The following is a 12,863-nucleotide window of genomic DNA, read 5'->3' on the forward strand; positions in this document are numbered from 1 at the left end:
ATGCTCGGAGGATGACTTCCAGCGCGCAGGTACCCGGCCAGGCATCCGACCAAGGGACCGACCGCGAGACGAACGCCGGGCCCGCCGCCCAGGGCCGCCCCACGGCGAACGCCATGCGCCGCGCGCTCAAGCGGGCCCGCGACGGTGTCGCGCTGGACACCGGCGAGGCCGCGGTGCTGCTTCAGGCGCGCGGCGAGGACCTCAGGGACCTGTGCGCATCGGCGGCCCGGGTGCGGGATGCCGGCCTGGAGGCCGCGGGCCGCCCGGGGGTCATCACCTACTCGCGCGGTGTCTTCATCCCCCTGACGCGCCTGTGCCGGGACAAGTGCCACTACTGCACCTTCGTCACCGTCCCCGGCAAGCTGCGCCGGGACGGCCACGGGATGTTCATGTCGCCCGACGAGGTGCTGGACATCGCCCGCCGCGGCGCCGAAATGGGCTGCAAGGAAGCCCTGTTCACCCTGGGGGACAAGCCGGAGGACCGCTGGCCCGAGGCCCGCGAGTGGCTGGAGGCGCACGGCTACGACGACACGCTCTCGTACGTCCGCGCCATGGCCATCCGCGTCCTGGAGGAGACCGGTCTGCTGCCGCACCTCAACCCCGGGGTGCTGTCCTGGACGGACTTCCAGCGGCTCAAGCCCGTCGCCCCGTCCCTGGGGATGATGCTGGAGACGACCGCCGAGCGGCTGTGGAGCGAGCCCGGTGGTCCCCACTACGGATCGCCCGACAAGGAACCGGCCGTCCGGCTGCGTGTCCTGGAGGACGCCGGCCGCTCCAACGTCCCCTTCACCACCGGGCTGCTCATCGGCATCGGCGAGACGTACGAGGAGCGCGCCGAGTCCCTGTTCGCGCTGCGCCGTATCCAGCGCGCCTACCACGGCATCCAGGAACTGATCATGCAGAACTTCCGCGCCAAGCCGGACACGGCGATGCGCGGCATGCCGGACGCCGAACTGGAGGAGCTGGCCGCGACGATCGCGGTGGCCCGGCACATCATGGGCCCCTCGACCCGTATCCAGGCACCGCCCAACCTGGTCGACGGCGAATACCAGCTGCTCATCGACGCCGGCATCGACGACTGGGGCGGCGTCTCCCCGCTGACCCGCGACCATGTGAACCCCGAGCGTCCCTGGCCGCAGATCGACGAGCTGACCGAGCGCTGTGCCGCGGCCGGCTTCGAGCTGCGGGAACGGCTCCCCATCTACCCGGAGTTCCTCCAGCGCGGTGAGCCCTGGCTCGACCCCCGTCTGCTGCCCCATGTCCGCGCCCTCGCCGACCCGGAGACGGGCCTGGCCATTGAGGACGCCCCCGTGGTGGGCCGCCCCTGGCAGGAGCCCGACGAGGGCTTCACGATGAGCTCCTCGGGCCGTACGGACCTGCACCACACCATCGACACCGAAGGCCGCACCGCCGACCGCCGCGACGACTTCGACGAGGTCTACGGCGACTGGGAGGCCCTGCGCGAGGCCGCGGCCCCCGGGATGGCGCCGGAGCGCATCGACTCCGACGTACGCCAGGCCCTGGCGCAGGCCGCCGACGACCCCACCCGGCTCACCGACGCGCAGGCCCTGGCGCTGCTGCACGCCGACGGGCCCGCCCTGGACACGCTCTGCACCATCGCCGACGAGCTGCGCCGCGACACCGTGGGCGACGACGTCACCTACATCGTCACCAGGAACATCAACTTCACCAACGTCTGCTACACCGGCTGCCGCTTCTGCGCGTTCGCCCAGCGCCGCACGGACGCCGACGCCTACACCCTCTCGCTCTCCCAGGTCGCCGACCGCGCCCAACAGGCGTGGGACGTGGGCGCGGTGGAGGTCTGCATGCAGGGCGGCATCCACCCCGACCTGCCCGGCACCGCGTACTTCGACATCGCGCGCGCCGTCAAGGAGCGCGTCCCCGGGATGCATGTGCACGCCTTCTCGCCCATGGAGGTCGTCAACGGCGCGACGCGTACCGGGCTGTCCATCCGTGAATGGCTCAGCGAGGCCAAGGCCGCCGGTCTGGACAGCATCCCCGGCACCGCCGCCGAGATCCTCGACGACGAGGTCCGCTGGATCCTCACCAAGGGCAAGCTGCCCACCGCCACCTGGGTCGAGGTCATCAAGACCGCCCATGAGCTGGGCATCCGCTCCTCCTCGACAATGATGTACGGCCATGTCGACCAGCCCCGCCACTGGCTGGGCCACCTCCGCCTGCTCGCCGAAATCCAGCAGGAGACCGGCGGCTTCACGGAGTTCGTCACCCTCCCCTTCATCCACACCAACGCCCCCGTCTACCTCGCCGGCATCGCCCGCCCCGGCCCCACCACCCGTGACAACCGCGCGGTGACGGCCATGGCCAGGGTGCTGCTGTACCCGCACATCACCAACATCCAGACCAGCTGGGTCAAGCTCGGCGCGGACGGTGCCGCCGAGATGCTGCGCTCCGGCGCCAACGACCTGGGCGGCACCCTGATGGAGGAGACCATCTCCCGGATGGCGGGTTCGAGTTACGGCTCCTACCGCTCCATCCAGGACCTCATCGCCATCGCCGACCGGGCCGGCCGCCCGGCCCGCCCCCGCACCACGACCTACGCCCCGGTCACCGAGGAACGCCAGGCCGCCGCCCTTGCCTCGGACGGCCATCTGCCGGAGCTGCTGCCGGTCGTGGAGTAGCCGGTGGGGGCCGGAATCCACGGTTATCCACAGCCCCCTTCGCGCACCACCGCCGGCGGCTAATCTGCGGGAGCAGGGCCCCAGGTGCTGCTCAGTCCCCCACTCCGCCCTCGTACTCCGCCTCGTGCTGAAGGATGCACTGCTGCCACTGCGACAGGGCCTCCTCGCGGTCCCCTCCGCTGTCCTGGGCGGCGACGATCAGTGCGTCGGCGGCCATGGCGGCGAGCCGTACGGCGATATGGCACACATCGCTCTGCGGGAGCGGCCGAAGGAGTTCCACCGCGCCGTCGCTGTCTCCGGAGAGCGCGGAGGCGACGACAGCCATGGTGGTGCGATCCCACTCGTACTCGGACATGGGGAGAGCATGCCCAACGGGCGACGCCGCCATCATCGAACGGATGCGCGCCGGGGTGGGGGACAGGAGGAGGCGGGTGGGGGCGGGAGGGGCGGGAGGGGCGGGAGGGGAAGGAGAGACGGGGGTGGCGCCGGACATCCCGTGGGACGAGGGCGAGAAGAAGGATGAGACACGGGCGAGGCGAGGACGAGAACGGGGGCGGCTGCTGCGCCCCGGACCCGATGGGGGACCGCCCTAGGGTCCGGCGGGCGACGGCATCAGCCGAGCCCCGACACCCCGGCGCGCTGACCACCTCCCCGCGACCGCGCCGCGGAGCGCGGCCCGGCCGGGACCATCGGCGCATGGGGTGGGTCCCACATCCGGATGACCGGTGCCGCCTCAGCTCGGTTGACGGATCGGGCTGCCCGCCAGGAAGTCCGCCGTGCCGGGCGGCGGCCGCCAGATCGATGGCGGCGTTGCGCATTCCAGTGGTGATCAGCAGCCGGAGGCGCGGCAGCCTGGCCAGGAGCGAGGCCGGGTACGGAGTGCGCTCACGCATCGCCATGGGGTCATGGGGCTCTCCCTGGGGGATGGGCGGTGGAGGGGCGGACGGTGGCACGATCCGCACCCCCCGACCCCGTATTCATCGGACGCTACCGACTAAAAGCCTCCTTACGAATGACTATTCGCAATACCCTCCTGGCCAAAAATTGATCATTCTCGGTCGATTACAGTGCTGCGCAAGGGGCCCCGCAAGGCCCCGTGACGTAGTGAGCTTCAGGAGGGCGCAGTGAGCGAGCGCAGCGAGCGTGCCGTTCAGGGGTGCGCGCCGCGCGCATGCGAGGCCGAGCGGAGCGAGGTTCCGGCATGAGCGCAGCGGGCGGCGGCGCCATCTGGGGGCGCGGGGAGCAGCAGGATTTCCGCAGCCGGGTACGCGGCTGTCTGCTCGGCGGCGCCATCGGTGACGCGCTCGGTGCCGGTATCGAATTCGACTCGCTCGACGCGATCCGTAAGGCGCACGGCCAAGAGGGCGTGACCGATCTGGTGCCCGCCTACGGGCGGCGCGGCGCGGTCACCGACGACACCCAGATGACGCTGTTCACCGTGGACGGCCTGATCCGGGCCCAGGTACGCCGCGACACCGGCGCCTGGCATCCGCCCACCGACGTCCACCGGGCCTATCTGCGCTGGTCCGCCACCCAGAGCGACTGGGGCCCGGACGAGCGCAGGAAGGACGACGGCTGGCTCGCCCGCGAGGAGTGGCTGTACTCCCGCCGGGCGCCGGGCCGGGCCTGTCTGAGCGGTCTCGGCGACGACGTGATGGGCACGCTCGACAGCCCCAAGAATCCGGACTCGAAGGGCTGCGGCGCGGTGATGCGCTCCGCGCCGTTCGGGCTGCTGGTCGGCTGGGAGCCGCAGCTGGTCTTCCAGCTCGCCGTCGAGTGCGCGGCGCAGACACACGGCCATCCCACCGGCTACCTGGCGGCCGGCGCGTTCGCGGTGATCAGCCATTCGCTGGCCCGTGGCGAGGACCTCGACAGCGCCGTGCAGAAGTCGCTGGCCCACCTGGCCACCCGCCCCGGCCACGAGGAGACCACCGACGCCCTCAAGCGTGCGCTCGGCGCCGTACGGCAGGGCATGCCGACGCCCGCCCGGGTCGAGTCCCTGGGCGAGGGCTGGACGGCCGAGGAGGCACTGTCGATCGGCGTGTACTGCGCACTGGTCGCCGAGGACATCCGGCACGGCCTCCTGCTGGCCGTCAACCACAGCGGGGACAGTGATTCCACCGGCGCGATCTGCGGCAATCTGCTGGGCACCCTGCACGGCGAGACGGCACTGCCGCCGGTCTGGCTGGTCGAGCTGGAGGGCCGGGACACGATCCTTCAGCTGGCCGACGACTTCTCGATGGAGATGACGCAGGGCGCCGCGCTGCACGGCCCGGCCGGCTCGTCACCGGGCTGGCTGGCCCGTTACCCGCGCGCCTGAGGGCTGTCCTGTAGGGCGGCCGCAAACACAGAGGCCCAGGGGCCGGCCGCCCCGGCGACGCGCACCTCATCGACGCTGACGCACCCGGCCCCCACCACCCGGCTCGGCCGGACCCCGAAGGAAAGATGCCTCCGCCTCACCCGGCTCGGCGGCCCCCCCCCGAACCGAAGAGGCCACCCCGCCCCTACCGCATCAATTCCCCCGCGTTGACCAGCAGCGACTGCCCCGTGATGGCGCGCGCCCGGTCGGAGGCCAGAAAGACCACGGTCTCGGCCACATCCGCGTCCGTCGCCAGCTCGGGCAGCGCCATCCGTTCGGTGAGCCGGGCCAGCACCTCGGCCTCCGGTACGCCCTCGCTCTGCGCCTGGAACCGTACGTACGCCTCCACCGGTGGACCCCACATCCAGCCCGGCTGCACGGTGTTGACCCGTATCCGGTCCGGCCCCAGCTCGCGCGCCAATGAGTACATCGCCGAGACCAGCCCGCCCTTGGACGCCGCATACGCCGCCTGCTGGACCTGTGACGGCGCGGCGACCGACGACTGGGTGCCGATCAGCACCACCGAGCCGCCGCCGCGCGCCGTGAGCGACGGCAGACAGGCCCGGGTCATCCGTAGCGTGCCGAAGAGATTGACGTCCACGACACGGTGCCAGGAGTCGAAGTCGGCATCCCGCAGGCCTCCGAACAGCGAGTCCAGGGCGGCGACATGGACCACCGCGTCGATCCCGCCGAACCGCTCCACGGCCAGCGCAGCCAGCGCCGCGCACTGCGCCTCGTCCCCGATATCGGTCACCCGCCAGGCCGTACGCGCGCCCGAAGGATCCAGCTCCCCGGCCGACTTGGCGAGATTCGCCTCCGTACGGGCCCCCAGCACCACCGAGGCGCCCTCCCGCACACAGGCCGCCGCGACCTGATGGCCGAGCCCGGCTCCTACACCCGAGATGACGACAGTCTTGTTCCGCAGCAGCATGTGTGCCTCCCGGCCGGGCCGCCCAGCTCACGTCTGATGGCCCGTCAGGCTAGGCCCAGCGCCCCGGGAAGGCCAGAGCCGTTCGCCAAGACGGAGCCACGCGGGGGCAGTCGGCCTCAGGGCGCATCGCTATCAGGGCGGCGGCGACGGGCCCGCAGGAACAGATGCCGCCCGCCCGCGCTCAGCCGTACCGCCGCGTCCCCGCGCGCTCAGCTATGCTGCGCCCCCGGCACTCAGCCCTCCCGCCACGCCCCCTACAAGGCCCCCTCCAGCGCCTTCCCCAACCGTCCGAGCCCCTCGCGGATCTCCTCCGGGGGGTGCGTCACGAATGACAGCCGCACGGCCGTGGCATCCGGCGGCCCGGCGAAGAACGGCGCGCCGGGGACGTACGCGACGTCATGCCGCACCACCTCGGGCAGCAGCGCCGTCGCGTCGTACCCCGCGGGCAGCGTCGCCCACACAAACATGCCGCCCGCCGGACGGTTCCACCGTGAGCCCTCGGGCAGCGCCGCGGCCAGCCCGTCGACCAGCGCGTTCCGCCGCTCCCGGTAGGCGTCGCGGACCCGCAGCAGATGCGCGTCCAGGTCCGCGACCGCCAAGTACCGGGCCGCCGCGGCCTGGTCGACGGTGGAGGTGTGCAGATCGGCGGCCTGCTTGGCGATGACACAGGCGCGCCGCAGCGCGGCCGGCGCGCGCAGCGAACCCAGCCGCAGACCGGGCGCCATCACCTTGGAGAACGAGCCGAGCAGCGCCGTACGGTCCTCGGCCCCGGGGAAGGTTGCGACCCACGGCACCGGCTCACCCTCGAAGCGCAGCTCGCCGTACGGGTCGTCCTCGGCGATCCACAGCCCGCGCCGGGCGGCGACCTCGGCGACCGCGGCCCGGCGCTCGGCGGACAGCGTGCGGCCGGTCGGGTTCTGGAAGGTCGGCACGACATAGAGCAGCTTGGGCCGCTCCCGCGCGGTGATCTCGTCCAGCGCGACCGGGTCCAGCCCCTCGTCGTCGGTAGGCACCGGCACCACCCGGGCACCGGCGAAGGAGAAGATCTGGAGCGCCGCGAGGTAACAGGGGTCCTCGACCAGCACTACGTCCCCCGGCTCCAGCAGGGCGGTGGCCAGCAGCGTCAGCCCCTGCTGGGAGCCGGTGGCCACCAGTAGGTCGTCGGCGTCGGTGGCCAGCCCGCGCGCGGTGATGCGCGCCGCGACGGCCGCGCGCAGCGCCGGACTGCCCTCGCTGGTGGAGTACTGAAGCGCACGCAGCGGATCCTCCGCCAGCACATACTGAAACGCGGCCGCCAGCCCCTCCGTATCGAACAGCTCGGGCGCGGGCAGCCCACCCGCGAACGAGATGACCTCCGGCCGGGCGGTGAGCGCCAGGATGTCCCGCACCGGCGAACTCCCGGTCCGCGCCGCCCGGGCGGCAAGCCCGGGCACGGGGGCAACAGCGTGGCCAACTATCGCGTCCGCCATGACGACTCCCATCGCTCGAATTCTGCGCCCAACCACCGTCAGCCACAGATGCCCGGCAGCTTAAGCGGCCGGGGGGCGGGGCGCAGGGGGGACCGGATGATGGGCTTCGACATGGGGAAGCCTCGGAATGTTGTCGTGCGGTCCGGTTACGGTGGCGGCCGGACGTGGACTATTTCAGAGGGGGCACGGGGAATGGATCCCTTGGTACTCGCTGCGGGAACTGCCTTGGTGAGCAGCATGGCCACCGATGCTTGGCAGCATGCCCGGGACTCGGCGGTGGCGCTGTGGCGTCGCGTGCATCCGGACCGGGTGCCTGCCGTCGAGGCTGAGCTCGCTGAAGTCCGAGCGGAGGTGATCGCGGCGCGGGAAGACGGCGACGTGCAGGCGGAGGGCGACCTTGCCGCCGACTGGCAGCGGCGCCTGCGCAGACTCCTTCGGGACGACCCCTCTCTGGAAAGCGAGCTGCGCCGCGTACTGGACGAAGAGTGGAATCCGCTGCTGGCTTCTGCCGAGCAGGTCCGCATCGGTCAGGTACAGATGAACGCGACGGCCTCCGGCCATGCCCGGGTCTATCAAGCGGGTGGCAACCAGACCATCCGGGAAGCCTGAGCCAGGCCCGCACAGGGGCAGTTCCTACGGCCTGAACGGGTTTTCCGTGGGGCGCGACTATCAAACGGCCGGGCCGGCAGAGGAGTTCAAGGAATGTCGGAGCACCATCCGCGGGGGAAGAATGTGGCTCCCCAAGCCGTGGCTCACGGGCAAGGAAGAGTCTTTCAGGCAGAGAGAGACCAGCACATCACCGAGCACCACCACCACTACAACGGTGACTCAACGGGGCCGAGCCCTTCTCCGCAGACGTCCGATGGCTTTGGAGCAGGACCGGACTCGATTCGGGTTCCCCTGGCTGCATCCAAGCCGGTTGTTGTACGCAACCGGGACGAGGCCAAGCGTCGGCTTCTCTCCGCCCGTGACGACCCTTGGCGGCGCGAGGGTCCATGTGCTGCACGGACTGGGCGGATGCGGCAAAACCACCCTGGCGAGATTCGTATTCGATGAGACCGTCAGCAGCGGAGCGGTTGAGGGCTTTTGGGTAGGTGCCGCCAGCCGCTTCGCACTACGCGCCGGCATGCTCTCCGTCGCCGCCGAGCGCGGTGCCACCACCGCTGAGCTGGAGGCCGTTCAACGAGGGCTCCGACCGGCCGCGGACCTGGTCTGGGGATACCTGGATCGACCGGGCACGCCGTGGATTCTGGTGCTGGACAACGCGGATGAACCCAGCTTCCTCGATGGCGGGTGGATCAGGCCCAGTCGGTACGGAACCACCCTGGTGACGTCACGACAAACTCAGTCGCCGGTTTGGGGGGACGCCGAACCCCACCACATCGGTCTCTTGCCACCGCAGGACGCCGCCCTGGTGCTGAGTGACCTGGCACCCTCCACTGGCAGTGACGAGGACGCACTGGAGCTGGCGCAAGCAGTTGGACGCCTTCCGCTGGCCCTCACGCTTGTCGGATCGCAGCTGTCCGATCAGCTGCTGGAGGCGGTGACGATGGCCGACTTCCGCCACCGGCTGTCGCATGAACCGAGTGTGCAGATCGATAATGGGAGCGTCCCGTGGGATTCCGACATGCGTCGGACGCTGGGGAGTACCTGGCAGCTCTCACTCGATGCGCTGGCGGAGCGCGGACTGCCCGATGCCGGCACGCTCATGCGTTTGTTCAGCTGCTTCGCCCCTGGCCCACTGCCCATCAGCCTCATCCGACCGGGAGAAATTGAAGCCGCCGGGCTGGATGGGCTCCAACCACCCTTGTCCAGCACGCGAGTGGCCTCATGTTTGCGCGGACTTGTCGGTCATGCCCTGGTCCTGGTCGAGGACTTCCCGGGGCAGGACGGTGAACGACCGACTCGTATCGTGCAGCTCCACGCACTGGTGCTGGACACAGTGTTCAGGGGAATGCCTGTACGGATGCGTGCACCGTTGCTGGCAGCGGCTGCCCGTCTCTTCGTCCAGGCATTCCCGGAAGAAGTTCCAACACCTGCTGGAGATCGCATGCGAAACATGATGGTTCCCCACGCTGTGCAATTACTTGAGAACGCGGAACCAGCATCAGCTCGCCGGAATACTGGTCTGGGCCGGCGATCACGACGCCGCGTTTTCCCTGCACCGTGATGTGCTGGCCCGACGAGAGCACACCTTGGGTGCCGATTCCGCGGACACGCTGACCAGCGCGCATGAACTCTTCTTCGCCATCTATCTCACCGGGGATTGGCCGGCTGCCGAGCGCACGATCCGTCGGGCCGCGGAAGGGCGCGAGCGGGTACTGAGGGCAGGACACCCGGACACGCTGCACAGCCGGGGTCTGCTGGCAGAGGTGCTGTGCCGCATGGGGGACGAGGACGAGAACGTCCGGATCTCCGAGGAGATTTGCGAGATCAGCGAACGCGTCCTCGGAGCGGAGCATCCCATCACCATCAGCAGCTCTCTCACCAGGGCCTTTGTCCTTGACGAAGTGGGCAGGGCAGCGGAGGCCGAGGCCCCGGCCCGTCGCGCGTTGGATGCCTACAGGCGGGTGCACGGCGCGCAGCACTGGCTCGCGATGGCCAGCGCCAATCGACTCGCCATGGTTCTTCGGGGCCTGGGGCAGTGGGAGGAAGCCCAGCAGCTGGCGGAGGAAGTGCTGGAGGTCCGGCGATCGGTGCTCGGCGATGAGCATCACCACACGCTGCTCATCCGTATCGAGCTTGTGCGCATCGCGCAGGTAGCCGGGCGTACAGAAGAGGCGGTCCGGCTGGGGAGGGAGACACTCGAAGCCTGCCGGCGAGTGCTCGGAGACGATCACCAGGAGACGATTGACTGCCGCGCCGCGTTGCAGACGGCGGAGGAAGCGGTGCGGTAGTCGGGACCCTAGCCAGAGACCTGACGGAGCGTCAGAATGTTGCTCCGTCAGGTAGGTCTGCTCCAGGAGTGCACCGATGAGCGAGGTCACGCAGGTTGAGACATACGGCAAGTTGGCCGGCGTGGGGCCGTACGGCGTCCGGCCGGGACATGCCCTCATCACCATGGTTGAGCCGCATATCGGCCATGAGCGCGCCTATAACAGGTGGTACGAGGATGACCACTTCATCGCTGGAGCCATGGCCATGCCGTGGATGTATGCAGGTCGGCGATGGGTGGCGACGCGGGACCTCCAGCTCCTCAGGTATCCGGAGGAGTCTGCGGTCGCCCGGCCCGTGACCAGTGGGTGTTATATCTCGACGTACTGGGTGACGGAAGGGCGCTATGCGGAGCATTTGCGGTGGAGTGTGGGAATCAATCGCAGGCTCAACGATGACGACCGGGTCTTCCGCGATCGTACCCACGTTTTTACGGCCTTCCATGAGCGCGTGGCCACGGTGTACCGAGACGGGGGTGAGGGCCCCCGTGACTTCCATGCCCTGAATTACCCCTACGAAGGTTTGGTCGTGACGGTCGTCGACGCTGCTGGTCCCGATCGGCGGTCAAAACTTCTTGAGTGGCTGTGCGCCGAGCACCTCAGGGAAAGGCTGCCGGGGTCGCCTGCGGCCATGGTTCTGGCCTTTTGCCCCCACCCGCTGCCTGAAGACCGAATGTCGTATGTGAAACAGGTGGAGGGGGTGGACAGCCGCTTGACGCTCCTGTGGTTCCTGGAGCAGGATCCGCGCCTTTGCTGGAAAGAGCACTTCACAGGGTTTGATTCGATAGTGGCGGAGCGTGATCTCGGCTCTGTCGAATTGGTCGCACCCTTTATACCCACGCTGCCTGGAACCGACCGCTATGTCGATGAGCTTCGCTGAGCGGGCTCCGCTTGCCGCTCCGCGGTCGACGTACGGACGCTGAGCAGTGGGCGGAGGTGAGCCCCCTCGGCCAGGACGGCGGACCAGTCGAGAGGGCTCGTATCGTGACGCGAGGTGGCGATGTCAGGCGCTACCAAGACGACCGCGGTCGATATCCGAAAGCAAAGCAGTCCAGGCATGCTCCGAGAACGCGAGTGCCGGACCGTGCGGCGCCTTGCTGTCGCGCACGGCAACAGCTGAGCCATCCAGGCGGGCGACCTCGACGCAATTTCCGTCCTTACCCGAGTAAGTCGACTTCCGCCACATGAGTTCTGTGCTGAGCTTCCTCGTCATGTGCACTCCCGTGCGTTCGGGTTGGCGAGAAGTGGTGACTTCTCGAAGTGCTGATGACGCTACGCTCCAACATCGCTAACAGGGGCAGTCGATCACTCGACCGGATGACATATACGGGAATACTCTTCCGTGCTGGTGTGGTGGTGGTGTATTTTCCGCCCCCACCGATCAGGCGGCGTACTCCTTGGCCACATCTGAGATGAATTTTCTCGTCTCGTCCGCATTCAGTGCTTGAGCCCGCAGGTGCTCGTACATGATCCCGTACTTGTGGACGTCTCCATGCTTCTCCAAGTAGAGGTCGCTGGTTACGCCTTCCAAATAGACGGTGGTCGAGTCAGAAGGGTCGTCGAACTCCAGGATGGAGAACGTCCCGGTCATGCCGGGGTGTGACCCCACCGAGTACGGAACCACCTGGAGGGTGACGTGCGGGAGCTGGCTCAACTCCACGAGATGCTCGAGCTGTTCACGCATCGTCTGGCGGTTCCCGACGATCCGGCGGGTGGCTGACTCGTCAATCACCGCCCAGAACCGGAGAGGTGCCTCAGGGGCGTGCAAACGCTGCTGTCGCTTGAGACGCACACCGACTCGGCTCTCGACGTCATCCGGAGTGGCTTCGGGCCACATGCCACGGATCACGGCCTCTGCGTACTCGGGTGTCTGGAGAAGGCCGGGGACCAGAAGCGACTCGTAATTCCGCACGGAGAGCGCGTCGGCTTCCAGGCCGATGTAGACGCTGTAGCTCGGCGAGAGACTCCCGAATGCATGCCACCAGCCCTGCTGGCGGGACTCCTTGGCCATTTGCATGAGGGATTCGACCATGTGCTGGTCCGCAACCTCGTACACCCCGCACAGATCCCGGACGTCGCGCTGGCTGATGCTGCGACGGCCGTTCTCGAGACGGCTGATCTTTGACTGCGAGACGAGCAGCCGGTCTGCCACCTCTTCCGCCGTCATGCCTTTGGCCTCTCGAAGCCTGCGCAGCTCCTGGCCCAATCGGCGTCGTCTGACGGTGGGGTTCACACTGGACGCCACGCTAAGTGCACCTCCAACTCCGTACTGCTGTTATTTCTGTTCAGCAGACTGCCACCAACGGTCCACGCCGCGCTGGCAAACGGCTGGACAAGGTGGCCAGGAGGGAAAATCGGCGGCCGAGTCGCTGATGTCAGAGCGAGCAGATGCGCGGGGTGGCGGGCCGGCCGTTTTGTGGAACGGTCGGTCCGCCACCCCGCGCTTGGTGCTGCGGCTCCCGTACGGAACTTTGGGGACGGGTGGTACGAGTTGCTGCGCGCTGGGTGGTG

The 12,863-nt window shown here is 69.0% G+C and carries 11 protein-coding genes and 1 pseudogene; 6 read left to right on the forward strand and 6 right to left on the reverse strand.

Features of this window, described 5'->3' with window-relative positions:
- Nucleotides 1-11 precede the first annotated feature (11 nt).
- The gene (locus AC3EUV_RS22785; protein WP_435603749.1) at nt 12-2,660 is read left to right on the forward strand and encodes a bifunctional FO biosynthesis protein CofGH; all 2,649 of its coding nucleotides are present in this window, start codon (nt 12-14) and stop codon (nt 2,658-2,660) included.
- 91 nt (nt 2,661-2,751) lie between these two features.
- Here the strand turns inward: AC3EUV_RS22785 and AC3EUV_RS22790 are convergent, their stop codons facing one another.
- Both AC3EUV_RS22790 and AC3EUV_RS22795 read right to left on the reverse strand, forming a co-directional pair.
- A complete protein-coding gene (locus AC3EUV_RS22790; RefSeq protein WP_018092249.1) occupies nt 2,752-3,015 on the reverse strand; it encodes a hypothetical protein in 264 nt (87 codons plus the stop codon).
- A 418-nt stretch (nt 3,016-3,433) separates the two neighbouring features.
- Nucleotides 3,434-3,559: pseudogene (locus AC3EUV_RS22795) on the reverse strand (D-2-hydroxyacid dehydrogenase family protein); the annotation flags it as partial.
- A gap of 302 nt (nt 3,560-3,861) precedes the next feature.
- Here AC3EUV_RS22795 and AC3EUV_RS22800 point away from each other — a divergent pair.
- Nucleotides 3,862-4,980, forward strand: a complete 1,119-nt coding sequence (locus tag AC3EUV_RS22800; protein ID WP_432143050.1) for an ADP-ribosylglycohydrolase family protein — start codon at nt 3,862-3,864, stop codon at nt 4,978-4,980.
- Nucleotides 4,981-5,164: 184 nt separating this feature from the next.
- On the opposite strand, the gene AC3EUV_RS22805 is transcribed toward AC3EUV_RS22800, so the two are convergent.
- Together AC3EUV_RS22805 and AC3EUV_RS22810 are read right to left on the reverse strand one after the other, a co-directional pair.
- Nucleotides 5,165-5,950 (reverse strand): SDR family oxidoreductase, encoded by a 786-nt coding sequence (locus AC3EUV_RS22805; RefSeq protein ID WP_432143051.1) that lies wholly within the window; start codon nt 5,948-5,950, stop codon nt 5,165-5,167.
- A gap of 254 nt (nt 5,951-6,204) precedes the next feature.
- Entirely contained in the window at nt 6,205-7,419 is a 1,215-nt protein-coding gene (locus AC3EUV_RS22810) for an aminotransferase-like domain-containing protein (protein WP_435603790.1), read from the reverse strand.
- Between the two features lie 237 nt (nt 7,420-7,656).
- Here AC3EUV_RS22810 and AC3EUV_RS22815 point away from each other — a divergent pair, with 237 nt between their 5' ends.
- The 4 genes from AC3EUV_RS22815 to AC3EUV_RS22830 all read left to right on the forward strand — a co-directional run bounded on the left by AC3EUV_RS22815 (nt 7,657) and on the right by AC3EUV_RS22830 (nt 11,232).
- Nucleotides 7,657-8,028 (forward strand): hypothetical protein, encoded by a 372-nt coding sequence (locus AC3EUV_RS22815; RefSeq protein WP_432143052.1) that lies wholly within the window; start codon nt 7,657-7,659, stop codon nt 8,026-8,028.
- A gap of 358 nt (nt 8,029-8,386) precedes the next feature.
- Complete coding sequence (locus AC3EUV_RS22820; protein WP_435603750.1) at nt 8,387-9,589, forward strand: NB-ARC domain-containing protein; 1,203 nt, start codon at nt 8,387-8,389, stop codon at nt 9,587-9,589.
- On the forward strand, nt 9,507-10,316 hold the full coding sequence (locus AC3EUV_RS22825; RefSeq protein WP_432143054.1) for a tetratricopeptide repeat protein: 810 nt from the start codon (nt 9,507-9,509) through the stop codon (nt 10,314-10,316). Before AC3EUV_RS22820 ends, AC3EUV_RS22825 begins: the two co-directional genes overlap by 83 nt.
- 76 nt (nt 10,317-10,392) lie before the next feature.
- The gene (locus AC3EUV_RS22830) at nt 10,393-11,232 is read left to right on the forward strand and encodes a hypothetical protein (RefSeq protein ID WP_435603751.1); all 840 of its coding nucleotides are present in this window, start codon (nt 10,393-10,395) and stop codon (nt 11,230-11,232) included.
- Nucleotides 11,233-11,355: 123 nt separating this feature from the next.
- Here the strand turns inward: AC3EUV_RS22830 and AC3EUV_RS22835 are convergent, their stop codons facing one another.
- Together AC3EUV_RS22835 and AC3EUV_RS22840 are read right to left on the reverse strand one after the other, a co-directional pair.
- Nucleotides 11,356-11,565 (reverse strand): DUF397 domain-containing protein, encoded by a 210-nt coding sequence (locus AC3EUV_RS22835; protein ID WP_432143056.1) that lies wholly within the window; start codon nt 11,563-11,565, stop codon nt 11,356-11,358.
- A 168-nt stretch (nt 11,566-11,733) separates the two neighbouring features.
- A complete protein-coding gene (locus tag AC3EUV_RS22840) occupies nt 11,734-12,597 on the reverse strand; it encodes a helix-turn-helix domain-containing protein (protein ID WP_235470094.1) in 864 nt (287 codons plus the stop codon).
- Nucleotides 12,598-12,863: the final 266 nt, after the last annotated feature.

This window comes from Streptomyces sp. bgisy130, from assembly GCF_057708345.1.

What these genes read in the sequence shown, in the direction of transcription:
- AC3EUV_RS22785 (WP_435603749.1), top strand. Translation starts at nt 12, where the DNA reads ATGACTTCCAGCGCGCAGGTACCCGGCCAGGCATCCGACCAAGGGACC.
- AC3EUV_RS22790 (WP_018092249.1), bottom strand. Translation starts at nt 3,015, where the DNA reads ATGTCCGAGTACGAGTGGGATCGCACCACCATGGCTGTCGTCGCCTCC.
- AC3EUV_RS22800 (WP_432143050.1), top strand. Translation starts at nt 3,862, where the DNA reads ATGAGCGCAGCGGGCGGCGGCGCCATCTGGGGGCGCGGGGAGCAGCAG.
- AC3EUV_RS22805 (WP_432143051.1), bottom strand. Translation starts at nt 5,950, where the DNA reads ATGCTGCTGCGGAACAAGACTGTCGTCATCTCGGGTGTAGGAGCCGGG.
- AC3EUV_RS22810 (WP_435603790.1), bottom strand. Translation starts at nt 7,419, where the DNA reads ATGGCGGACGCGATAGTTGGCCACGCTGTTGCCCCCGTGCCCGGGCTT.
- AC3EUV_RS22815 (WP_432143052.1), top strand. Translation starts at nt 7,657, where the DNA reads ATGGCCACCGATGCTTGGCAGCATGCCCGGGACTCGGCGGTGGCGCTG.
- AC3EUV_RS22830 (WP_435603751.1), top strand. Translation starts at nt 10,393, where the DNA reads ATGAGCGAGGTCACGCAGGTTGAGACATACGGCAAGTTGGCCGGCGTG.
- AC3EUV_RS22835 (WP_432143056.1), bottom strand. Translation starts at nt 11,565, where the DNA reads ATGACGAGGAAGCTCAGCACAGAACTCATGTGGCGGAAGTCGACTTAC.